Annotated in this window: 23 protein-coding genes; 11 read left to right on the top strand and 12 right to left on the bottom strand. The window is 57.9% G+C overall.

Going from position 1 to position 22,729, the window contains the following annotated elements:
* Positions 1 to 193 precede the first annotated feature (193 nt).
* From ACR0JW_RS02740 to cobA, 6 genes are all read right to left on the bottom strand, one after another.
* Positions 194 to 1,027 carry a ferredoxin--NADP reductase gene (locus tag ACR0JW_RS02740; RefSeq protein ID WP_170676879.1) on the bottom strand — a complete coding sequence of 278 codons (834 nt, stop codon included), beginning with the start codon at positions 1,025 to 1,027 and terminating at the stop codon, positions 194 to 196.
* A gap of 108 nt (positions 1,028 to 1,135) precedes the next feature.
* Positions 1,136 to 1,543 carry a DUF934 domain-containing protein gene (locus tag ACR0JW_RS02735; RefSeq protein ID WP_170616778.1) on the bottom strand — a complete coding sequence of 136 codons (408 nt, stop codon included), beginning with the start codon at positions 1,541 to 1,543 and terminating at the stop codon, positions 1,136 to 1,138.
* Positions 1,540 to 2,301, bottom strand: a complete 762-nt coding sequence (locus ACR0JW_RS02730) for a phosphoadenylyl-sulfate reductase (RefSeq protein WP_170806258.1) — start codon at positions 2,299 to 2,301, stop codon at positions 1,540 to 1,542. The genes ACR0JW_RS02735 and ACR0JW_RS02730 overlap by 4 nt, the downstream gene beginning before the upstream one ends.
* Positions 2,291 to 3,955: a nitrite/sulfite reductase gene (locus tag ACR0JW_RS02725; RefSeq protein ID WP_170676883.1), complete on the bottom strand. Its 1,665-nt coding sequence runs from the start codon at positions 3,953 to 3,955 to the stop codon at positions 2,291 to 2,293. The genes ACR0JW_RS02730 and ACR0JW_RS02725 overlap by 11 nt, the downstream gene beginning before the upstream one ends.
* A 66-nt stretch (positions 3,956 to 4,021) precedes the next feature.
* Positions 4,022 to 4,336 carry a DUF2849 domain-containing protein gene (locus ACR0JW_RS02720; protein ID WP_170676885.1) on the bottom strand — a complete coding sequence of 105 codons (315 nt, stop codon included), beginning with the start codon at positions 4,334 to 4,336 and terminating at the stop codon, positions 4,022 to 4,024.
* Positions 4,336 to 5,112, bottom strand: a complete 777-nt coding sequence (gene cobA, locus ACR0JW_RS02715; protein ID WP_170676887.1) for a uroporphyrinogen-III C-methyltransferase — start codon at positions 5,110 to 5,112, stop codon at positions 4,336 to 4,338. Before cobA ends, ACR0JW_RS02720 begins: the two co-directional genes overlap by 1 nt.
* Positions 5,113 to 5,255: 143 nt before the next feature.
* On the opposite strand from cobA, the gene ACR0JW_RS02710 reads away from it, so the two are divergent.
* Complete coding sequence (locus ACR0JW_RS02710; RefSeq protein ID WP_170616790.1) at positions 5,256 to 5,735, top strand: Lrp/AsnC family transcriptional regulator; 480 nt, start codon at positions 5,256 to 5,258, stop codon at positions 5,733 to 5,735.
* A gap of 153 nt (positions 5,736 to 5,888) precedes the next feature.
* On the opposite strand, the gene ACR0JW_RS02705 is transcribed toward ACR0JW_RS02710, so the two are convergent.
* Positions 5,889 to 7,064 carry a cytochrome P450 gene (locus ACR0JW_RS02705; protein WP_170676891.1) on the bottom strand — a complete coding sequence of 392 codons (1,176 nt, stop codon included), beginning with the start codon at positions 7,062 to 7,064 and terminating at the stop codon, positions 5,889 to 5,891.
* Between the two features lie 47 nt (positions 7,065 to 7,111).
* Here ACR0JW_RS02705 and ACR0JW_RS02700 point away from each other — a divergent pair, with 47 nt between their 5' ends.
* The 6 genes from ACR0JW_RS02700 (at position 7,112) to ACR0JW_RS02675 (ending at position 14,075) form a co-directional block, all read left to right on the top strand.
* A complete protein-coding gene (locus ACR0JW_RS02700) occupies positions 7,112 to 8,845 on the top strand; it encodes a sensor histidine kinase (RefSeq protein WP_480713556.1) in 1,734 nt (577 codons plus the stop codon).
* Positions 8,842 to 10,071 (top strand): sigma-54-dependent transcriptional regulator, encoded by a 1,230-nt coding sequence (locus ACR0JW_RS02695; protein ID WP_170676895.1) that lies wholly within the window; start codon positions 8,842 to 8,844, stop codon positions 10,069 to 10,071. Before ACR0JW_RS02700 ends, ACR0JW_RS02695 begins: the two co-directional genes overlap by 4 nt.
* Positions 10,072 to 10,441: 370 nt before the next feature.
* Entirely contained in the window at positions 10,442 to 11,443 is a 1,002-nt protein-coding gene (locus tag ACR0JW_RS02690) for a DctP family TRAP transporter solute-binding subunit (RefSeq protein WP_170676897.1), read from the top strand.
* A 112-nt stretch (positions 11,444 to 11,555) separates the two neighbouring features.
* Positions 11,556 to 12,233 carry a TRAP transporter small permease gene (locus ACR0JW_RS02685; RefSeq protein ID WP_170676899.1) on the top strand — a complete coding sequence of 226 codons (678 nt, stop codon included), beginning with the start codon at positions 11,556 to 11,558 and terminating at the stop codon, positions 12,231 to 12,233.
* Positions 12,233 to 13,609, top strand: coding sequence for a TRAP transporter large permease (locus ACR0JW_RS02680; protein ID WP_170676901.1), 1,377 nt, complete (start codon positions 12,233 to 12,235; stop codon positions 13,607 to 13,609). Before ACR0JW_RS02685 ends, ACR0JW_RS02680 begins: the two co-directional genes overlap by 1 nt.
* A gap of 154 nt (positions 13,610 to 13,763) precedes the next feature.
* The gene (locus ACR0JW_RS02675; protein ID WP_170676903.1) at positions 13,764 to 14,075 is read left to right on the top strand and encodes a DMT family transporter; all 312 of its coding nucleotides are present in this window, start codon (positions 13,764 to 13,766) and stop codon (positions 14,073 to 14,075) included.
* Here ACR0JW_RS02675 and tpiA read toward each other — a convergent pair whose 3' ends face one another.
* Positions 14,076 to 14,825, bottom strand: a complete 750-nt coding sequence (gene tpiA / locus ACR0JW_RS02670; RefSeq protein ID WP_170676905.1) for a triose-phosphate isomerase — start codon at positions 14,823 to 14,825, stop codon at positions 14,076 to 14,078.
* Positions 14,826 to 15,021: 196 nt separating this feature from the next.
* Positions 15,022 to 15,387 carry a HesB/IscA family protein gene (locus tag ACR0JW_RS02665; protein ID WP_170676907.1) on the bottom strand — a complete coding sequence of 122 codons (366 nt, stop codon included), beginning with the start codon at positions 15,385 to 15,387 and terminating at the stop codon, positions 15,022 to 15,024.
* Between the two features lie 213 nt (positions 15,388 to 15,600).
* On the opposite strand from ACR0JW_RS02665, the gene ACR0JW_RS02660 reads away from it, so the two are divergent.
* On the top strand, positions 15,601 to 15,936 hold the full coding sequence (locus tag ACR0JW_RS02660) for a hypothetical protein (RefSeq protein WP_170676909.1): 336 nt from the start codon (positions 15,601 to 15,603) through the stop codon (positions 15,934 to 15,936).
* A gap of 240 nt (positions 15,937 to 16,176) precedes the next feature.
* Here ACR0JW_RS02660 and ACR0JW_RS02655 read toward each other — a convergent pair whose 3' ends face one another.
* The 3 genes from ACR0JW_RS02655 to ACR0JW_RS02645 all read right to left on the bottom strand — a co-directional run bounded on the left by ACR0JW_RS02655 (position 16,177) and on the right by ACR0JW_RS02645 (position 17,803).
* A complete protein-coding gene (locus ACR0JW_RS02655) occupies positions 16,177 to 16,539 on the bottom strand; it encodes an SUF system Fe-S cluster assembly protein (protein WP_170616812.1) in 363 nt (120 codons plus the stop codon).
* A gap of 95 nt (positions 16,540 to 16,634) precedes the next feature.
* Positions 16,635 to 16,913, bottom strand: a complete 279-nt coding sequence (locus ACR0JW_RS02650; RefSeq protein ID WP_170616814.1) for an NfeD family protein — start codon at positions 16,911 to 16,913, stop codon at positions 16,635 to 16,637.
* The gene (locus ACR0JW_RS02645) at positions 16,913 to 17,803 is read right to left on the bottom strand and encodes an SPFH domain-containing protein (RefSeq protein WP_170616816.1); all 891 of its coding nucleotides are present in this window, start codon (positions 17,801 to 17,803) and stop codon (positions 16,913 to 16,915) included. Before ACR0JW_RS02645 ends, ACR0JW_RS02650 begins: the two co-directional genes overlap by 1 nt.
* A 174-nt stretch (positions 17,804 to 17,977) precedes the next feature.
* Between ACR0JW_RS02645 and ACR0JW_RS02640 the strand changes: the two genes are divergently transcribed.
* From ACR0JW_RS02640 to lon, 3 genes are all read left to right on the top strand, one after another.
* Positions 17,978 to 18,889 carry a nucleoside hydrolase gene (locus ACR0JW_RS02640; RefSeq protein WP_170676911.1) on the top strand — a complete coding sequence of 304 codons (912 nt, stop codon included), beginning with the start codon at positions 17,978 to 17,980 and terminating at the stop codon, positions 18,887 to 18,889.
* A 64-nt stretch (positions 18,890 to 18,953) separates the two neighbouring features.
* Complete coding sequence (gene tgt, locus ACR0JW_RS02635; protein ID WP_170676913.1) at positions 18,954 to 20,084, top strand: tRNA guanosine(34) transglycosylase Tgt; 1,131 nt, start codon at positions 18,954 to 18,956, stop codon at positions 20,082 to 20,084.
* A gap of 213 nt (positions 20,085 to 20,297) precedes the next feature.
* Entirely contained in the window at positions 20,298 to 22,706 is a 2,409-nt protein-coding gene (gene lon, locus ACR0JW_RS02630; RefSeq protein WP_480713555.1) for an endopeptidase La, read from the top strand.
* The last annotated feature ends 23 nt before the right edge of the window (positions 22,707 to 22,729 follow it).

Below are 22,729 nucleotides of genomic sequence, written 5' to 3'. Positions count from 1 at the left end.
TCTCTGCGGCGGCGCGTTGTGGGGTCTGCGGGCTATGGGTTCATTCCTTTGATGATTGCAGAATTTCGAGACCGGAATTTAGACCGGTGCGAAAGGCGTTTCAAGCAGCATAAAGGCCGGAAAACACGAAAAACCCGCCTTTGTTGGCGGGATTGAGCTGGCCGGGTGGCAATTACCCGGCCAGTTCCAAAGATCAGCCAACAAAGGCTTTTTCGATGACGAATTCCTTGGGGTCGGAATTTGCGCCTTCGCGCAGTCCGAACTCTTCCAGAATTTCTTTGATATCGAGGTTGAAAGCCAGGCTGCCGCAAACCATCGCGCGGTCGGTTTCGGGTTTGATTCCGCCATCGATGCCCAGATCGGCAAATACGGTGCCGTCTTTCAGCAGGTTGGTGATGCGGCCTATCTTGGGGCTCTCTTCCCGGGTGGTGGTCGGGTAGTAGCGGATCTTGTCTGCAAAACCTTCGCCGATCAGTTCGGCCAGCAGTTCGTCCTGGCGGATGCTTTCGATCAGCTGGCGGCCGTACTCCAGTTCAGCCACTTCACGGCAGGTGTGCGTGATGATGACCTCATCATAATCCTCATAGGTCTGCGGCTCGCGCAGCAGCGAAGCGAAGGGCGCGAAACCGGTGCCGGTGGCAAAGAACCACAGGCGTTTGCCGGGCAGCAGCGCGTCGTGCACCAGGGTACCAACGGGCTTGGGGCGAAGGATGATCTGGTCGCCGGGTTTGATGTGTTGCAGCTTAGAGGTCAGCGGACCGTCCTGCACCTTGATCGAGTAGAACTCGAGTTCCTCGTCCCACGAAGGCGAGGCGATGGAATAGGCGCGCAGCAGCGGCTTTCCGTTATCGCCCAACAACCCGATCATCACGAATTCGCCCGAACGGAACCGCAGCGAGGCAGGGCGCGACACCTTGAAAGAAAACAGGCTGTCGGTCCAGTGTTTCACGTCAATTACAGTTTGCGCGTCCGGCAGGACGGGGGCCTTTACGGCAGTTACTTCGCTCACGGGCTTCATCTCTGTCATCGTTTACCTGCCGGTCTGCTAAACCGACATCTCCGTTTAATCGTTGATCCAAGTCAGGAAAAGGGGACAGATTGCCCCCTTTCTGTCACAAGCTGGCGATGTGCGGCCTTAACCGCGCAGGCGGGCCTGATAGTTGTTCTCATTCCAGTTGGCGCGGGCAAGCCACTGATCTTCGGGCTGACGGGTGGCAAGGCCATCATCAATCTCGACCTCGTCAAAGCCACTGCGCCGCGCCATGGCGTATTGGTCTGCCAGAACGTGCCCCTTGGCGCGCAGACGCCCGGTATAGCCTTTCAGACGCAGGGTGCGGGCGATGGTAAAGCCGCGGCCATCTGCGAAGGACGGGAAATCGACCCGCACCAGTTCGGCTCGGCCAAGACGATCGTAGAGTTCATCCGGGTCGGTGTCTGAACTTACATCCAGGGCAACCACGTCATTGGCGGCATCATCCAGCGAAACAAAGCCGTCGGTCCAATCATCGGGGGAAAACCCCTGATCCGTTACGATTACATTCATTGCTTTTCTCCAACACGCACCATCTTGCCGTCGACAAAATGGATGCCGCATTCTTCCTTGTTCTGATCGCGCCAGCGTCCGGCACGGGGGTCTTCGCCCTCTTTGACCGGCGAGGTGCAGGGCGCACAGCCGATTGAGGGATATCCTTTTGCCACCAGCGGATGCCGGGGCAGGCGGTTTTCGTCCATGTAGGCGCGCACATCTTCGGGTGCCCAATGCGCCAGCGGGTTGACCTTGATCCGGCCTGTTCCGTCCTCGACCTCGAAAAAGTCGAGCGCGGCGCGGGTGCCGGCCTGAAACCGTTTGCGCCCGGTGATCCAGCCGCAATAGCCCATAAGGGCCTTTTGCAGCGGGAATGTCTTGCGCAGGTTGCAGCACGCATCCGTGTCGCGCAGGCGCAAGGCGCCATAGGGGTCATCGCGCTGGACGTCTTCATCGTCCGCCCTGATGATCCGAACGTTTCTCAGCCCAAGACGCTCGCTGACCTCCTGCTGATATTCCAGCGTTTCGGTGAACAGCATCTGAGTGTCGATGAAAAGGACGGGCGTTGCCTTGTCGACAACAGCCGCCATGTGCAGCAACACCACCGATTCCGCCCCAAAGCTTGACACAAGGGCAAGCTCATCGATCTCTTCAATCGCGCCATGCATCACGTCGTGTGCACTGTGGTGGCGGAATCGGGCGTTGAGGTCCTCGACCCGTTCAGTCAGTTCACTTCGGTCTTTACCCAGTTCAGTCTGGATCAGGTCAAGCGGCATTGGCCTGTGCCTCGGGGTAAAGCGCCGCCTTGAACGGCGCCATGCCAACGCGGCGGTATGTTTCCAGGAACGTCTCCTCTGCGCTTTCACGCTGGTTCAAGTAGGTTTCGACGATGCGTTCCACGGCGGGGACGATCTCATCGTAAGCAAAGCCCGGACCAGTGCGATCGCCGATGGCCGCGCTTTCGGTGGCATCACCGCCCAGAGTGATCTGGTAGTTTTCGACGCCGGCACGATCCAAACCCAGGATGCCAATGTGGCCCACGTGGTGGTGACCACATGCGTTGATGCAGCCCGAGATCTTGATCTTCAGGTGGCCGATATCATGCTCGAGCTTCAACTCGTCGAAGCGGGTTGCAATCTCTTGCGCAACCGGGATCGAACGAGCCGTCGCCAGCGCACAGTAGTCCATGCCGGGGCAGGCGATGATGTCGCTGATCAGGCCGATATTGGCGGTTGCCAGTTCGTATTCCTTCAGCTTCGCATGCATCGCAGGCAGGTCCGATTTATGGACATGCGGCAGGATCACGTTCTGCTCATGGCTGATGCGCAGCTCGTCATAGGCGAACTCTTCGGCCAGGTTGGCCATCACGCGCATCTGCTCGGCAGTTGCATCGCCCGGCGTCTGGCCGTGCTTCTTGATCGAGATGGTGACAATCGCGTGGTCTGCGTTCTTGTGCGACGCGATGTTGGTATCGACCCACGAGCGGAAGACCGGATCGTTGGTGTAGGCGGATTCAAACGACGCAACCGAACCCTCTCGGAAGGCAGGGGCAGCGAAGTGGGTCTTGATTTCGTCCAGCAGCGACATGTCCGCGCCTTTGAACTGCGGGCGAACCTTCAGGAAGCGCTCATTCACCTTGGCACGGATGGCGTCGATGCCATGCTCATGCACGGTGATCTTGATGCGCGCCTTGTATTTGTTGTCGCGGCGGCCGATCTGGTTCCACACGGAAACGGTGGCTTCGAGATAAGCCAGCAGGTCGTCAAAGGCGACGAATTCGGACAGTTCCTTGCCAATCATTGGCGTACGGCCCAAACCGCCACCCACGATGACACGAGCCCCCAGAACGCCGTCACGCTCGACCAGTTGCAGGCCGATGTCATGCGCCTTAATCACGGCGCGGTCGTTTTCCGAGCCGGTGATGGCGATCTTGAACTTACGCGGCATGAACTGGAATTCCGGGTGGTCGGTGGACCACTGACGCAGCAGTTCCGCATAGGGGCGCGGGTCGGCGACCTCATCCGCGGCGGCACCGGCGAAATGGTCGGCGGTCACGTTGCGGATGGTGTTGCCCGAGGTCTGAATGGCGTGCATCCCAACCTCGGCCAGCGCGTCCAGCATATCCGGCACGTCATTCAGTTTCGGCCAGTTGTACTGGATGTTCTGACGGGTGGTGAAGTGGCCATAGCCCTTGTCCCACTTTTCGGCCAGTAGGGCCAGCTGACGCATCTGAGCGCTGTTCAGCGTCCCGTAAGGGATCGCTACGCGCAGCATGTAGGCGTGCAGTTGCAGATACAGGCCGTTCATCAGGCGCAGGGGTTTGAATTCGTCTTCGGTGAGCGAGCCGTCGATGCGACGCTCGACCTGCGCGCGGAACTGCGCGTTGCGTTCTGCCAAAAATGCTGTGTCGAACTCGGAGTAGCGATACATGATTAGCTGTCCTTAGTTGCAGCCCCGAACCTTGGGGCCTTGTAGGGGAGAGTGAGGGGCCAGAGGTCAGGCCCGGGGCTGCGGGGAAGTTTCCTGTTTGCCGTGGGCATAGTTGGACGGACCAGTCCGGCGGAAGTCTTCCCGAAAATGAGTGGGCTCGGGGCCGCGTTTGCCAGCGACCGCGTCGGCCAGATATGCGCCAACGATGGTATTCGCCTGACGTGCGGCATCCAGCAGACGCACCTGTGCGTGAGCTTCGTCAGTAATCAGTTCAGCCTCGGACAGATCGCGTGACCAGCGATCGTCTTCGGTCAGATAAATGACGTCTCCTTCCAGCAGGTCGTTGGCTGTAACCACTTTGGGTGTAAAAGCGCGGGCCATCAGGCAAGCTCCTTGTTGAATTCGGTCAGGGCCTCGGCTGCACGGCGCGGTGCGAGGCCATAAAGGGTCAGTGCGGGGCCGTCCATTGCGGCGGCATGCAGATCGGTGGGCAATTGGTCCAGCGTCGTGGACAGCACCCTTTGGCCTGGGCGCGACGCGTTTTCGACGATGGTGACAGGGGTTGCGCGGTCAGCACCGTGCATGATCAGACGGCCCTGAATGAAACGGGCGGATTTCTTGCCCATATAGATTGCAGCCACGGAACCGGGACGCGCCAGTGCATTCCAGTCGTGGTCGGCAAAACCCTTCATGTCGTGACCCGTCAGGTACCGCACCGAGGAATTGCGACCGCGGCGCGTCAGGCTTTGACCGATGCCAGCAACAGCGGCAGAGGCGGCAGTGATGCCGGGAATGATCTGCCAGGAAACACCTGCAGCCTCGACCGCTTCGATTTCTTCGTCCAGACGCCCGAATACAGTGGGGTCCCCCGACTTCAGACGGACCACACGCTGACCCTTCAGTGCGTAGTCCACCAATAATGCGTCGATGTCTTCCTGTTTCCATGAGGGTCCGAAGCCGGCCTTGCCAACATCGACCAGTTCAGCGGTCTTGCCGGCCAGCGCCAAAATTTCGGGGCTGATCAGGCGGTCATGCAGAACGATATCCGCACGCTCAAACGCGTTCAGCGCCTTAAGCGTCAGCAATTCCGGATCACCCGGACCTGCGCCGACGAAATCGACGTGCCCTGTATCCGTATATGTGTGCGATTGCCGCATCTGAAGATCTCGACTGTGTTTGACTTGACCCTCAATATAGGAAATATTCCCGGAATAACGCCATATAGGCGAATAAATAAGAACATACGTTCCATACAGACTGAGCTTTGGGACGCGGGTTCCGGAAATGGAAGGAAATTGGAATGTCGGTGCGGATTGATGATACGGATCGGAAAATTCTGGTCGAGCTGCAACGCGACGCCAGTCAGTCACTGGATGAAATCGCTGCAAGGGTCGGCAGTTCCAAGACACCCGTCTGGAACCGAATCCGAAAACTCAAAAGTGCAGGGGTCATTGGTCAGCAGACAGTGTTGCTGGATGCCGAGGCACTGGGGTTCGAGGCGACGTTCTTTGTTCTGATCCGAACTTCCGAACATGAGGCCGAGTGGCAGCGAAAGTTCCTAAAGGCGCTGCGGGACCGTCCAGAAGTGCAGGAGGCGCACCGCCTTGCTGGGGACATCGACTACATCCTCAAGGTACGCGTCAGAAATGCCCGCGCCTATGACGATTTTTATCAGACCCTGATCTCGGAAGTGCGGGTGCACAACGTCACGGCTCTTTTGTCGATGGAAGAGATCAAATCGACGACGATGCTGCCGCTGGGTGCGTTGGTTGTTGGTTAACGAAGTGGGAGGCGCTGCCCCCGCCGCGCTGACGCGCGCCTCCCCCGGGATATTTGGGGCCAGATGAATAAAGGATCCGATTTCATCTGGCTATAAATATTCCCGCCAGAGGCATAGCGCATTATGCGCTATTCAGTCAGCATGTTCTGGAACTCAGACGTGAACAGGCAGCCGGGTAAGCCCATGAAAGTGATAGCTGTTCGAATACTCCGGCTGTGCCGACAGTCGTAATTCTGGTGCCCGCTGAAACAACACCTGCAGTGCGATGCGCATCTCGAGACGGGCCAGCGGGGCGCCGACGCAAAAGTGCAGGCCGCCGCCGAAACTGGTGTTTGTGACAATGGGCCGGGTCGGGTCGAAGGTGTTCGGTGCATTCCAGACCGCGGGGTCGCGGTTTGCGGCACCTAGCAACAGCGCAACCTCATCGCCACGGCTGAAGCGGTGATTAAAGATCTCCACATCCTCATAGGCATAGCGCGTGAACATGTGCAGTGGCGGATCATATCGCAGAATTTCTTCAACGGCGGCATCGATTTCGTCGGGTGCAAGCGGACGGGATCCGGTTTGCAACAGGGTTTTCATCCCGTTCCCCAGGGAATGAACAGTGGCCTCGTGCCCGGCGTTCAGCAACAGGATGCAAGTGGCAACCAGTTCGTCGCGGGACAGTTTTTCTCCGTCCTCTTCGGCCGCAATCAGGCGCGTGATCAGATCGTCGCGGGGATCGCTGCGGCGCTGTTCGATATAGCGGGTCAGAAAATCGGTAAATTCCTGTGCGGCCCTGGCCGCGTTGTCCTCGGTCTGGTGATTCCGGCTGGCCTGATACATCGCGACCATGTCATGCGACCATCGCAGCAACTGTGGTGACATGTCCTCGGGGACGCCCAGAAGACGGCAGATCGTAATGACCGGTACCTGAGTGCAATAGGCGTCCAGAAGGTCGAACTCTGTCGCGGGGAACCGGTCCATCAGGGTGTGGCAAAGCTGCTCGATCGAAGGCGCCAGGGACGCGATTGAACGTGTGGTGAAGGCGCGCATGACGAGGGCGCGCAGCCGCGTGTGCCGTGGAGGTTCAGCTTCAAGCAAGGAATGCGCTTCGACATTCAACCACGGCGCCAGATGGGCGGGGCCGGGTTCTCGCAATTCTGCCGGAACCTCTCGGCCAAACCTCCGATCCTTCAGCAGGGCTTGCACAGCGCGATAAGAAACAGCGGCCACTTTATTGTAGTCGCCCCAATACACAAGGTCGCCGTACTGGCGCGCCTCGTCATAGAATGGGTAGGGGTTTTGCACGAAGCCGGGCTCGACCGGCGATTGAAAAAGCGTCTTCATGCTGCGCAGACTTGCCATGAGGCGCGTCGAATGCAAGACCCTATGTCATGTATCGAGTCTGGGTGATCCTTGGATTTCTGTTTGTCGTCGGACTGTTGTCTGCCGGGGTCTGGTCCTACGCCTATCGTCAAGCCCTGTCGCAACTGAGCGAAAAGGCCGAGGCAGATCTTGAACTTGCAGCAGACCGGCTGAGCACGCAGATGCAGGTGTATCAGGAGCTGGCGGTCCTGATGGCCGATCATCCAGCCCTGCACGAGTTAGAAACCCCGGCAGACAGGCAGGCGGCCCGGTCCCTGCTGCTGGATGTGTCCGACAAGACTGCTGCAGTGAACATGATGTATTTGGATTCCAACGGGCAGGTTCTGGTCGCGGCCCAGCCGGTAAGGCAGCCCGACATGGCCGGATATCCTGCTTTTGAGCGCGCCATGCAGGGGGCCATGGGAAGTGCCCATGGGGCCCTGCCGGAAAGCGGTGATCGGATTTATTCTTATGCGGCTCCGACCTTTGGACCGTCGGGGCAGGTTGAGGGTGCTTTGATGGTTGTCGCGGACGTGCAGGATGTTGAGCAAACCTGGCGCGGCAGCACCGAAGCGGTATTCTTCGTGGATGCGGAAGGCGTTGTCTTCATCTCGAACAGGTCCGATCTTCTGTTTTGGCGGCGAGCAGAGGGACAACAAGGTCTTTCACCGCCGGATGGCGGCACGGTCGATTTCAGCTCGACCCGGGTCGCTGGGCATGAATTGTGGACGCTGAACTGGGGGCGTTATTTGCCCCGTCACGCGCTGCACCTGACGCTTGACCTGCCGGTTATCGATATGACGGCCGAGGTGCTGGTGGACGTAGCACCGGCCCGGCGCTTGGCGGGATTACAGGCCGCCGCGGTTGCCGCAATCTGTCTGGCCTTTGGGGCGTTACTTTTTCTGGCAACTGAGCGCAGGCGCACATTGGCCGAGGCAAACACTGTTCTGGAAAGCAAAGTCGCGCGGCGGACCCGTGATCTGACGGATGCAAACCTGGCCTTGCGGCGCGAAGTGTCCGAGCGGATGGAAGCGGAAGCCGCACTGAAGCGCGCGCAATCTGATCTGGTGCAGGCCGGAAAGCTGAGCGCGTTGGGGCAAATGTCAGCGGGTATCAGCCACGAGTTGAACCAGCCGCTTATGGCCATTCAGCAGTTTGCGGATAATGGCGCCGCGTTCATGGAGCGCAGTCGGAGTGAAAAGGCCCGCGAAAACCTGGGGCGTATTTCTGAAATGGCGGCGCGTATGGCCCGTATCATCAAGAACCTGCGCGCCTTCGCCAGAAATGAAAGCGAACCGATGGGAAAGGTGGATCTTGTTCAAGTCATCAATACAGCCGTCGAACTGACCTCGGCACGGTTGCACGCTGAAGGGGTCACAGTGGATTGGCAGCCCGATGTTGAACCGGTCTTCGCCTGGGGTGGTGAGGTTCGGCTTGTTCAGGTTTTCGTCAACCTTATCAACAACGCCGCAGATGCCATGAGCGAACAGGACGATCGACATATTCGCATATGGATCGACACCGATGCGCGAGTTTCCGTGACCGTGCGCGACAACGGTCCGGGAATCGAGGATCCCGAAAAGCTGTTTGAACCCTTCTATTCGACCAAGGCCGTTGGTTCGTCCGAGGGTATGGGGCTGGGCCTGTCGATTTCTTATGGGCTGGTTCAGAGTTTCGGCGGCGACATTCGGGGTTACAATTCACAGAGTGGCGCGTGTTTTACCGTCGAGCTGGATTATTACGAGGATGACAAGGCCGCATGATGCACAAGGTCCTACTGGTTGACGACGATGCGGCGGTTCGGGACGCCCTGGCGCAGACGCTGGAACTGGCCGATTACGCTCCGATTCCAGCAGGGTCATTTGTGGCCGCGAAGGACCATATCCAAGCCGAATTTCCCGGTGTCATCATCTCGGACATCCGCATGCCCGGGCGAGACGGGTTTCATCTGCTGAATTACGCGCATGAAATCGACCCCGATCTGCCGGTCATCCTTCTGACCGGAGAGGGCGACATTCCGATGGCGGTGCAGGCCATGGGGCAGGGTGCCTTCGATTTCCTTGAAAAACCCTGTGCCGCTTCCGACCTTCTGGCGGTTCTGAAGAGGGCCATTGAAGCCCGTGCGCAGGTTCTGGAACAGCGCGCGTTAAAACGCGAATTGGAACGCGGTGATCCCGCCGCCCGATTGTTGTTCGGACTGTCCCAGCAGGCCGAAGCTCTGCGCGAACGCGTACGCACCGTAGCCCCGACCAACGCCGAGGTTCTGGTAACCGGGCCGGCGGGAAGTGGAATATCCAAGGTTGCCGAAGTGGTCCATATGATGTCGCCACAGGCACAGGGGCCTTTTGTAAAGCGGCCATCCTCGGGTCTGACCGCGGCGGAGCTGGTGCAGGTCTGTCATGACGCCGCTGGTGGCTCGCTGTTTCTGGATGAAGTGTCGGCGATGCCCGAGGCCACGCAGTACGCCGCGCTTGAGATTGTCGAGCAGGGCGCCGGGGTCCGCATTTTGGCGGGCACCACAGCGGACCTGTCGGCATTGTCTTCGCAGGGCCGCTTTCATGCGGATCTGTTCTATCGCCTTGACGTCATGCGGGTGCGCATCCCGTCGCTGGCAGAGCGTCCCGAGGATATTCCGGTGATCTTTCGCCACTATGTCGCGCAGGCCGCAGAGCAGGCGGGGATTGCCGCGCCCGAAATCACCTCGGAACATCTGGCGTCCTTGATGGCCAGCGACTGGCCGGGCAATGCGCGCTCACTGATGTCCGCTGCGATGCGATTTGTTCTGGGAATGCCCGAAGATGTTGCGCAGGCTGCTGATCTGGGGCTGAGCGAGCAGATGGCGCGTGTCGAACGTTCGCTGCTTATCACCGCCTTGGGCAGGCATAACGGGAAGGCCACGGAAGCGGCGCGTGCACTGAAGCTGCCGCGAAAGACGTTTTACGACAAACTTGCACGCTACGGCATCCGCCCGGAAGACTATCGGCGCTGACGCGGCCGTGCGACTCAGTTTCACTTAAAAATCTGCGGTTATGCGCGCTTGGCGGAGTATCCCGCCCCAAGGGAGTTGCTACCGGTGCGAATCTCCGGGTGTTTGATTCGGAACTCGTGAGTCGCCGTAGTGCGGAAATCCGCACATTGCGCCAAAGGCCTGTGCGGATTTCCGCACATGGCTTCTTGGGGCTCCTGAAATCTCAGGTATTAATTTCACCTAGGTATTTGATGTAAAACAATAAAATATCAAAAAAACAGCCATGAAACAAAAAGTTGTGAGAAGAGATCTGATTCGGTTCACTTCGCGTCATGGGGCGCTGCAAGAGTGCCCGATGAAGGGTTCTAGGAAGTCTGGGAGGACAATACAGATGAAAATCCTGACAACAGCTGCAACCGCGCTTGCGCTGACCGTGACGGCTACCGCCGGGATGGCAGCATGCGAGGACGGAGAAATTGTCGTTAAGTTTGCACACGTGACCAACACCGACAAGCATCCGAAGGGCATCGCTGCCTCGTTGCTGGAACAACGCGTCAACGACGAGATGCAGGGCGTCATGTGCATGGAGGTCTATCCGAACTCCACGCTCTACAATGACGACAAGGTTCTTGAGGCGATGCTGCAGGGCGACGTTCAGCTGGCCGCGCCGTCGCTGTCGAAGTTCGAAAAGTTCACCAAACAGTTCCGCCTGTTCGACCTGCCGTTCATGTTCAAGAATATCGACGCTGTGGATGCATTCCAGGCCTCGGCGGACGGTCAGGCGATGAAAGACAGCATGCAGCGCCGTGGCCTGCAGGGTCTGGCCTTCTGGCACAATGGCATGAAGCAGATGTCGGCGAACAAACCGCTGGTTGACCCGTCTGATGCGGATGGCCTGAAGTTCCGGGTTCAGTCTTCGGACGTTCTGGTTGCGCAAATGGAAGCCATCGGTGGCAGCCCGCAGAAGATGGCATTCTCGGAAGTTTATGGCGCGCTGCAGCAGGGCGTTGTGGACGGACAGGAGAACACCTGGTCGAACATCTACGGCAAGAAGTTCTTCGAGGTGCAGGACGGCATCACCGAGACCAACCACGGTATCATCGATTATCTGGTGGTGACTTCGGTCGACTGGCTGGACAGCCTCGAGCCGGAAGTGCGTGATCAGTTCCTGACCATTCTGAGCGAAGTGACCGAGACCCGGAACAAGGAAGCCTTTGCCGTGAACGAAGCGGCGAAAGCCTCGATCACGGACGCCGGTGGAATTATTCGCGAACTGAACCCTGAACAACGTCAGGCCTGGGTTGATGCGATGAAGCCCGTTTGGGACAAGTTCGCTGATGACGTAGGTCAGGAAAAGATCGACGCCGCTCAGGCAATCAACGCCGGGTTCTGATCCCGGTCCAGGCCGCGCGTCAGGGGACTGGGGAGTTATCGACGCGCAGGCCGGGCGGGCCGAAAAGGCCCGCCCCAATCTTTATCAACAATAAAAATGTGGGGACAGATAGATGTCTGGTGCGAAATCCGGCCATGGCGGGCTGGTCGACCATATCGAAGAAACCCTGATTGCGTTGCTCCTGGGCCTGATGACGGCCGTTACATTTGCAAATGTGATCGCGCGTTTCTTCTTTAATTCGAACATATTGTGGGCGCTTGAACTGACGGTGTTCATGTTTGGCTGGCTGGTGTTGCTTGGCGCATCTTATGCGGTGAAGAAACACGCGCATCTGGGGGTCGACGCCATTCTTAACATGCTGGCCCCGGCGCCGCGCCGGATACTGGCGCTGATCGCCGTCGCGTGCTGTCTGGTGTTTTCGCTGCTGCTGCTGAAAGGGTCGTATGACTATTGGGCGGTGTTTGCCGACCTGCCGCCCACATCCGGACGCTGGTTCCCGACAGGGTTCGATAGCGGAGCGCGCAGCCAGAGTTTCTACGAGGTTGACGATATCCCCATTGTCGCGCCGCTGCGCTTTCTTGAGGGCCTCATCAACTATGGCGAAGAATACGAGAAACTTCCCAAGGTGGTGCCGTATCTGGTGTTGCCAGTTTCCATGCTGCTGCTGGTGATCCGTTTTTCGCAAGTCGCAGTGCAGATCTGGCGCGGTGAAACCGACCGTCTGGTCGCCAGCCACGAAGTCGAGGACGAGATCGAAGAAGTCCGGGCCCAGCAAGGAGAGCATGACTGATGGATGTAGTTCTTCTTTTCTCGATGGTCATTGGCCTGCTGCTGATCGGCGTTCCGATCGCGGTTGCACTTGGCCTCAGCTCGACCCTGTTCCTGCTGATCTATTCCGACAGTTCGCTTGCTTCGGTTGCCGGGACGCTGTTTGAGGCGTTCGAGGGGCACTTCACTCTGCTCGCGATCCCGTTCTTTATCCTGGCGTCGTCCTTCATGACGACGGGGGGCGTGGCGCGCCGGATCATTCGCTTTTCGATTGCCTGTGTGGGCCATTTGCCCGGCGGGCTGGCGATTGCGGGCGTTTTTGCCTGTATGTTGTTTGCAGCCTTGTCGGGGTCATCCCCTGCAACGGTGGTCGCCATCGGTTCGATCGTTATCGCTGGAATGCGACAGGTTGGGTATTCCAAAGAATTCGCGGCCGGTGTGATCTGTAACGCAGGAACCCTGGGTATCCTGATCCCGCCTTCGATCGTCATGGTGGTTTATGCAGCGGCAGTCGAGGTTTCGGTCGGCCGTATGTTCCTGGCAGGCGTCATTCCGGGCCTGTTGGCCGGTTTGATGCTGATGGTCGCAATCTATGTGATGGCGAAGGTCAAGAACCTGCCCAAGGGCGACTGGAAAGGCTGGGGCGAGATATTCGCATCAGCGCGTGAAGCTGGTTGGGGCCTGTTCCTGATCGTTATCATCCTGGGCGGCATTTACGGCGGTATCTTCACGCCGACCGAAGCTGCCGCAGTGGCAGCAGTATATGCGTTCCTGATCGCCTGCTTCGTCTACAAGGACATGGGGCCGCTTAGCAGCGAAGGTGACGCGCAGAATATCTCGCTGTTGAAGAAACCCTATGCACTGGTCACGGCGCTCTTTCACCCGGATACCAAGCACACGCTGTTCGAGGCTGGAAAGCTGACCGTCACACTATTGTTCGTGATTGCCAACGCACTGATCCTGAAACATGTGTTGACCGACGAACAGGTGCCGCAGCATATCGCCAGCGCAATGCTGTCTGCGGGCCTGGGGCCGATTACGTTTCTGATTGTGGTCAACGTGATCCTTCTGATCGGTGGTCAGTTCATGGAACCCTCAGGCCTGCTCGTCATCGTTGCGCCACTGGTGTTCCCGATTGCCATCGAACTGGGCATCGACCCGATCCACCTGGGCATCATCATGGTGGTGAACATGGAGATTGGAATGATCACGCCACCGGTCGGCCTTAACCTGTTCGTGACCTCGGGCGTTGCGGGAATGCCGATGATGGGCGTCGTGAAGGCCGCGCTGCCGTTCCTTGCGGTGCTGTTCGTCTTCCTCATCATGGTGACGTACATTCCGTGGTTGTCGACCTTCCTGCCCAATACCTTCATGGGGCCGGAAATCGTGACCAATTAGACAGCGTCTACATGACAACGCAAAAACCGGGCGGCGCAATCCGCCCGGTTTTGTCTTGAAGAACCGAATTGAGTGATTATCTGCCGCTCAGAGGACGACCTCCCCCAAAATGGGAAATTTTCCGGGACGGCCCGGGCAAAACGAGGTCTCTCATATGCCCTGGATCATTCTGTTAACTGCCGGACTGCTTGAAATTGTCTGGGCCATTGCCATGAAGCAATCGGCTGGTTTTACCCGGTTTTGGCCCACCGCGATTATGGGCGTGTCGATGTTGGGCTCGTTCGTCCTGCTTGCGCTGGCAATGCGGACGCTGCCATTGGGCACAGCTTATGTCGTCTGGACAGGGATTGGCGCCGTTGGCGCGTTTCTGGTCGGTATAATGTTTCTGGGCGAAGCGGTAACCGCCGCGCGCACTTGCGCGGCGGTTCTGATCGTGGCCGGGATGATCACGATGAAACTTGCCTGATCAGGAGTTTTCCAGTGCCTCGATGATCCCCGAGAAGTCGGCGGCTTTCAGGCTTGCGCCGCCAACCAGCGCACCATCGACATTGGAGACGGCGAAAATATCTGCTGCGTTGCCGGGTTTTACCGAACCGCCATAAAGCAACCGGACCGAACGCCCGACCCCTTCGCCAAAGCGGCGCTCCAGACGCGCGCGGATAAAGTCGTGAACCTCTCCGATCTCGTTCAGAGTGGGAACTTTTCCGGTTCCGATGGCCCAGATCGGCTCATACGCGACGATCAGGTTCTCACCGTTCGACTGATCCGGAATGGACCCCGACATCTGGCCGCCAATAATATCAAGCGTATTGGCAGCTTCGCGTTGTTCCAGACTTTCACCAACGCAGATGACGGTTTTCAGACCGGCGTCCATTGCGACGCGGGCTTTGGCGCGAATGTCCTCATTCTGTTCGGAATGATCCTCACGCCGTTCCGAATGCCCCAGAATGACGGTTGTTGCGCCAGCGTCGACCAGCATGTCGGCGCTGATATCGCCGGTGTGGGCGCCGTTCGGGGCCGCGTGGCAATCTTGGCCGCCGATAGTAATGCCGGTTCCCTGCGTCGCCTGCGCGGCGCGGTGAACCAGTGTGGCCGGAGGGCAGATCAGAATATCGACAGTTGGGGCAGGGTGGGTGCTGGCCAGCACCTCAAGCTCGCCCAGCGCTTCGCTGGTTCCGTTCATTTTCCAGTTTCCAGCCGCCAGCTTGCGCCGCATCCCTGCACCTCTTCATTTTGACATCATTTCATTTTCGGATAGCACCCTACGCCCCACCTGACAATTCCGCGCAAGGGTTGGTGGCCGGTCAAACGCCGGAAATTCCGTCTGCGCCATTACACACGGCATACCTGTTCAATAGGTGGCCGCAAACCCGGGAGCTTTGGGGAGAATGTTGATGTGGCGCACAAACGCCTTACCGCTGTTCAGTCAGCGCCTCGTCGAACTTGATCGACTCGCCGCAGCCGCATGCATCGACAACATTTGGATTGCGGAACTTGAAGCCGGACTCCAACAGAGTGACCTCGTAGTCGATCTCGGTCCCGAACAGGAACATTTGCGCCATGGGCGCAATCATGACCCGTGCACCGTCCTGTTCGACAACCTCGTCGTTAGGGTCCGCATGATCCACATAGTCCATGGTATATTCCATGCCGGCGCATCCGCCTTTTTTCACGCCGATGCGCAGCCCGGCATGTCCAGCCGAGGCCATCAGACGAGCAATCTGCTCGGCCGCCTTGGGCGTCATGGTTACAGCCTGTTTGCCAGGAATGCCAAACATCAGGGGATCTCCGTCGTCGCGTTGACACTAATTTAGGGCTTTCGATCACCGGGCTCAAGTGAGCGCGGCCTATGATTGCGAAGTTTTGCTTTGAAACAGCCGGTTTGCGGGCACCGGTCGCCTTGCACCAGCGCGGCTGGCCGGATTAGCCTGATCCGGAGGGGCAACAGATATCGGTCCTTCGATGCAACAACAATCACGAGGTTTGCGAATATGGCATTGCGGTCAAAATATCTGAAAACAAATGCGCCGCTGGCGCTGTTGGGGCTGAGTTTTACTGTTTTGGCTGGCACAGCCTGGGCTGCGTCGGACGGGCCCAGACACCCTGTCAATTGCGCAACCGCTGAAGGCGATCTGCGCGCGATCGCCTCAGAAAAGAAGCATGCCGAAGACAAGCAGTTGGAAAGTGTGGCGGCAATTACGCCCGCGGGCGCTTTGCTTGGACTGGTTACCGGCACCGAAGGCAAAAGACTGCAAATGCTGTCCGGAGATTACGTCAAGCAATTGGACGATAGGGCAGCAGAGATCAAATCGACTTGCGGCAATTAGTAAATTGCAGTTTACCCTGAACGATCTGGACCGCCCTCGGGCAAGAGCGGTCCAATACTCGGGCCGGAGATTTCAAGGAGGGCAGGCGATCCAGCAGCCCGTGCGAGCGACAACAGGAATGCACTTATTCGTCGACGCACCGATTTGTCGCGCAAGTGTATGAAAGTTTTGCTACAGCCGTGTAACAGTTGGATGACTTTTTCACGACAACAGATTGTTTTTTTGAAGATAATTCCCTGCTCACATAAAGCCGAGTTCCAGTCGGGCCTCGTCAGACATCATTTCCATTCCCCAGGGTGGCTCCCAGGTCAGTTCAACATCGACTTCCTTGATGCCGGCAACAGGCTCAACGGCTTCAACGATCCAGCCCGGCATGTCTCCGGCGACGGGGCAGCCCGGTGCGGTCAAGGTCATGATGACTTTGACTGCATTGTCCTCGGCAATCTCGATTGTGTAGATTAGCCCGAGATCATAGATATTCACTGGAATTTCAGGATCATAAACCGTTCGGCATGCCTCGACCACGGCCTCGTACAAGGGGTGTTCGATGGTCGAAGGGGCAATCAGCGGCGTGCCTTCAAACTGTTCACTGGGATGCGTCATTCTTGCCTCGGGTTTGTTACCTGAGAAAATATATAGGGAAAGGCCGGACCAGCGTCCAGTGCGGCAATGGCGCCCGCCTTGGGCGCCACCCCCGTTCAGTCATTGATATCGTGGTTGAACGTTTTGACCTGACCATGGGGCAGCGCGAATATGCGCCGAAGAACCAGCCAGGACACCAGCGACAACACCGCGAAGATCAGCAACAGTATCGGCAGCGAGGGTGTAAGCCCCGGCAAAATAAGCAAGATACCGGTGATTGCTGCACCGATGGCAAAGCCAAGAAAGATGAAACCCGGCAGCACGATTTCAAGGATTCCCAAGGCCAATGCGGCGGCCATCCAGATCCACCAGGTCAGCCAGAAGGGATCTGCCATCACTTTGCTCCTTTCAGCATCTTGAACGCATCACCGAAAGCCTCAAGGGCGTTTGCCGGCACGACGATCGTCTGTTTTCCCGTCCCGTTGCCCAATGCGTTAAGCGATTCGACCTGTTTCAGAGCGACCTGATACTGAGCGGCCTCGATGCCGTTGTCCTGAATGGCCTTGGCTACGACACCGGTCGCATAAGCCTCTGCTTCGGCTTGAATACGCCGGGCCTTGGCGGTTTGTTCCGCCGCATAAAGTTCGGCATCGGCCTGCAGTTCAACAGCGCGCTTCATGCCTTCAGCTTCGGTAACCTGAGCCCGGCGCGCGCGTTCGGCATTCAGCTGCTGCAGCATGGCGTCACGGGTCGCTTGGTCCAAATTAACGTCCAGAATTTCGGCGCGGGTCACTTCGATACCCCAGTCATCGACGGCTGTTTCGACACTTTCCTGGATTTGGGAGATCAACTGGGCGCGGTTCGACTGTACTTCATCCAGATCCATTTTGCCGATCTCAGCGCGCACGATACCTGCCACCGTGGTCGCAATCGCACCGTCGACGTCACGGATTCGGTAGACTGTCTTTTCAGGCTCCAGAATGCGGTAGAACACCGATGTATCGATCTGGACCAGAACGTTATCCTTGGTGATCGCATCCTGCGTTGCGTTTGGAAGCTGACGTTCAAGAATGGATATCTTGTGGCGAGCAACATCCAGGAAAGGAACGATAAAATTGATTCCGGGCCCCAAAACCGAGTGCAGCCGACCGAAGCGTTCAATCACGAACTTTTCGGATTGCGGGACGATCTTAATGCCCTTCAGGATGACGATTACGATTAGGGCCGCCGCCAGCAGGTAAATGATATTCGATGAAAGCAATCCGATGATTTGATCTTCGGTCATTTCTGTCCTCTTTATTGTGTACTATGGTATACACTTGGGGGTTGAGTCGCCCAATTTCAACTCTGGTATGGACAGGTTGGTCTCGAATGCAAACCAGTGAAGGCGTCGAAGTTCGAGGGAAAACAACAGATGTGTCCGCTTTGCATCCTGCCATGATTGCGGTATCGGGCGCATATGAAACTGATTATCGACACTGATCCGGGAATCGACGATGCGATGGCTATTGCCTACGCCGCCGCCGCGCCGGAATTTGACCTGATAGGTCTGACGACCATTTTCGGAAACACGCATGTGCATCAGTCCAGCCGTAATGCGCGGTTTTTGCTGCACAAACTCGGCCTTGATGCTGCAGTCGCGGAAGGCGCAGCCTTTCCGCTTGAGACGGACGCACATGTGCCGTCCGAACATGTCCACGGGCCGGAAGGGTTCGGAGACCTGACGGAAATCCCGCAGTTCGGCGAAAACCATCCCCTGCCAGCGGCAGAATTTCTGGTCGAAATGGCACGCGAACACAAAGGCGAACTGGTCGTTTGTGCGGTTGGTCCGTTGACCAACATCGCCGATGCGATGCGCTTGGACCCGGAGTTTTCCCAAAATCTGGGTCGGCTGGTGATCATGGGGGGCGCCGTGTATTGCCCCGGAAACATCACCGCCCACGCAGAAGCCAACATTTACCACGATGCCCGAGCGGCGGATTTCGTTTTTGCGGCCCCCCCGAATACGGTTCTGGTTGGATTGGACGTCACGCTGAAGACCCTTTACCGGGGCGCGGACTTCGATGCGCTGGCCGAAAGTTCCCCAAACATGGGCGTCTTTTTGCGCGACATTTCAAAGTTCTACCTTAAGTTCTATAAGGAAGTCGGTGGGCTGGAAGGATGCGGGTTGCACGACTCGACCGCCGTAATTGCATGCTCTCACGAACCGATGTTCGACACGGTCGAGACAGGCCTGCGCGTGATCGTCGGTGGGGAGGAAAACGGTGCCACGCGGCCGGATCCCTCGCGTCCCGCAATTCGCGTTTGCAGGGATGTCGACGGCGAAGGCGTTGTGGCGTTGTTCACGGAGCGCGTTGTCACTTTGCCCTGACGGGTTGCAAAGGGCAGGCGGATCAGGCAAATCCTGCCCGGTTCAGCGACCCCGAGGCGACACAATGACAGACCGTTTTTCCTTTGACCTAAAGGCCACCGACGGCAAGGCCAGATCCGGTGTGATCCTTACCCCGAGGGGTGAGGTTCGCACGCCTGCTTTCATGCCCGTCGGGACAGCCGCGACCGTAAAGGCGATGATGCCGGAAAGCGTGCGCGCGACGGGGGCCGATATCCTGTTGGGCAATACATATCACCTGATGTTGCGCCCCACCGCTGAGCGGATCGATCGCCTGGGCGGATTGCATAAATTCATGAACTGGGAGCGGCCGATCCTGACGGACTCGGGTGGATTTCAGGTCATGTCGCTGGCCGGGCTGCGCAAGCTAACGGAAAAAGGCGTGACCTTCAAATCCCATGTCGACGGATCAAAACATGAACTGACACCCGAGCGGTCAATGGAAATCCAGCGGCTCTTGGGATCGGACATCGTCATGTGTTTCGATGAGTGCCCAGCGTTGCCAGCGGATCGGGACCGTATCGCAGAATCCATGCGCCTGTCGATGCGATGGGCCGACCGGTCGCGCGAGGCGTTCGGGGACCGTCCGGGCCATGCACTGTTCGGGATCATGCAAGGCGGGCTGGAACGCGACCTGCGCGAGGAAAGCGCCGAGGCATTGAAGAAAATCGGTTTCGAAGGCTATGCCGTCGGCGGTCTGGCAGTGGGCGAGGGGCAGGAAGCCATGTTCGACTGCCTTGAATACGCGCCGGACTATCTTCCCTCGGACAAGCCCCGTTACCTGATGGGTGTTGGCAAGCCTGACGACATCGTGGGTGCCGTCGCACGCGGGATCGACATGATGGATTGCGTGTTGCCGTCGCGGTCTGGGCGAACAGGGCAGGTTTTCACCCGTCGCGGTGTGGTCAACATCAAGAATGCCCGTCACGCGGACGACCCGCGCCCGCTGGATGAAGCGTGCGGTTGCCCGGCCTGTTCAAACTATTCGCGCGCTTACCTTCACCATGTTTTCCGTTCGAACGAGATGATTTCGGGGATGCTGCTGACATGGCACAATCTGCACTATTTTCAAGAGATTATGCAGGGAATGCGACACGCGATTTCCGAGGGTCGGTTTGCGGCTTGGCAAGGTGACTTTCACGCGCAGCGTGCGGAAGGGGATATTGAGCCTGTTTAGGCGGCAAATCCGGTTGGGTTTCAACAAAATTCGTGGATATGTCCGCGCGACGCCTTGCAGTCGGTAAATCATCCGGTCATTCTGATTGCCGACAAACGGCGATGAGGTTGAAAACAGGCGGTCAGCGCCCCACCTTTATCGTCCAAGACAGGAGATGGCCAAAGGTTGCCTTTCTAGGGACCAGTGCCGTCTTGCCAATGATAAGGATTGAGCATGCAAGAGCCTCTGAATTCCTCATACCCCGTACTGCCTTTGCGCGACATCGTGGTTTTTCCGCACATGATCGTGCCGCTGTTCGTGGGGCGGGAAAAATCCGTCCGTGCACTGGAAGAAGTGATGCAGGACGACAAGCAGATATTGCTGTCCAGCCAGATTGATCCGGGTGACGACGATCCCACCATCGAAGGGATTTACCAGTCCGGTGTTCTGGCGAACGTGCTGCAACTGCTGAAGCTGCCCGATGGCACCGTCAAGGTGCTGGTTGAAGGGCAGGCACGCGTGCAGATCACCGAATTCCTCGAAAACGACGATTTCTTCGAAGCCCGTGCGGAGTATCTGACCGAGATACCCGGCGATGTGACCACGACCGAGGCGCTGCTGCGCACCGTTGCGGACGAGTTCGAGCGCTATGCCAAAGTGCGCAAGAACATTCCCGAAGAAGCGCTTGCAGCAGTTGGCGAGACAACTGAGCCCGCCAAGCTGGCTGACCTCGTGTCGGGTCATCTGGGCATTGAAGTCGAGCAAAAGCAGGAGTTGCTGGAAACTCTGTCCGTCAGCGAACGGCTCGAGAAGGTCTACGGCCTGATGCAGGGCGAAATGTCGGTTCTGCAGGTCGAGAAAAAGATCAAGACCCGCGTCAAATCCCAGATGGAGAAGACGCAGCGCGAATATTATCTGAATGAGCAGATGAAGGCCATTCAGAAAGAGCTTGGCGATGGCGAAGACGGCAGCAATGAAGTTGCCGAACTGGAAGCCAAAATAGCCGAGACCAAGCTGTCGAAAGAGGCGCTGGAAAAGGCGGAAGGCGAGCTGAAGAAGCTCAAGAACATGTCGCCCATGTCGGCCGAGGCAACAGTGGTGCGCAACTATCTGGATTGGATTCTGGCTCTGCCATGGGGCACCAAGTCCCGTGTCAAAAAGGATCTGGGCCGGGCGCAGGATATTCTGGATGCCGATCACTATGGGCTTGAGAAGGTCAAGGAACGGATCGTTGAGTATCTCGCGGTGCAGCAGCGCTCGAAGAAGCTGAAAGGTCCGATCCTGTGCCTCGTTGGCCCTCCGGGTGTGGGTAAGACCTCGCTTGGTAAATCCGTTGCTAAAGCCACGGGGCGCGAGTTCATTCGCATCTCGCTGGGTGGCGTACGCGATGAATCCGAAATCCGCGGTCACCGTCGCACCTATATCGGTTCGATGCCCGGCAAGATCATCCAGGCGCTGAAAAAGGCGAAGACCACGAACCCGCTTATCCTGCTCGATGAAATCGACAAGATGGGGCAGGACTTCCGTGGCGACCCGGCTTCGGCAATGCTGGAAGTGTTGGACCCGGAACAGAACAGCACGTTCATGGACCACTATCTTGAAGTGGAATATGACCTGTCGAACGTGATGTTCCTGACCACGTCGAACAGCTACAACATGCCCGGGCCTTTGCTGGACCGGATGGAGATCATCCCGCTGGCCGGCTACACAGAAGAGGAAAAGAGCGAGATCGCCAAACAGCACCTGATCGGCAAACAGGTCAAGAACCATGGTCTGAAAACCAAGGAGTTTGATCTGACCGACGAGGCGCTCCAGAAGATCATTCGCATCTACACCCGTGAAGCCGGGGTGCGGAACCTGGAACGTGAAATCGCCAAGGTGGCGCGGAAATCGCTGACCAAGATCATCAAGAAAGAGGCTGAATCCGTCACGGTGACGCCGGACAATCTTGATGAATTCCTGGGCGTGCCGAAGTTCCGCTATGGTCTTGCTGAACAGGACGATCAGGTTGGTGTTGTTACCGGTCTGGCTTGGACCTCGGTAGGGGGTGATCTGCTGCATATCGAGGCGCTGAAACTGCCCGGCAAAGGGCGGATGAAGACCACCGGCAAGCTGGGCGACGTGATGAAGGAATCCATCGACGCGGCCTCGTCTTATGTGCGGTCGATTTCACCTCAGATCGGTGTGAAACCGCCCAAGTTCGACACGTTGGATATTCACGTGCACGTTCCGGATGGGGCAACCCCCAAGGACGGTCCTTCGGCCGGTTTGGCGATGGTAACGTCGATCGTATCGGTCCTGACCGGAATTCCGGTGCGCAAGGACATTGCCATGACGGGCGAGGTGTCGCTTCGCGGGAATGCAATGCCGATTGGCGGTTTGAAAGAAAAGCTGCTGGCTGCCCTGCGGGGAGGCATCAAGACGGTGCTGATCCCGGAAGAGAACGAGAAGGATCTGGCGGACATTCCGGATAAGGTTAAGGAAGGCCTTAAGATCATTCCGGTCAAGCATGTCTCGGAAGTTCTGGAGCAGGCACTTGTTCGCGCGCCAGATCCCATCGAATGGGACGAAGCGGCCGAGGAAGCAGCGGCAGCCGCCGCCAAGGCGCCCGAAAGCACCGGACCTTCGGCGACTGCACATTAAGTTACCGGAAGTCGGGGCCGGGA

This window comes from Ruegeria sp. BG6, from assembly GCF_056538465.1.
The sequence above is the reverse complement of the archived record's forward strand: the minus strand, read 5'-3'. Positions and strand labels throughout refer to the sequence as shown.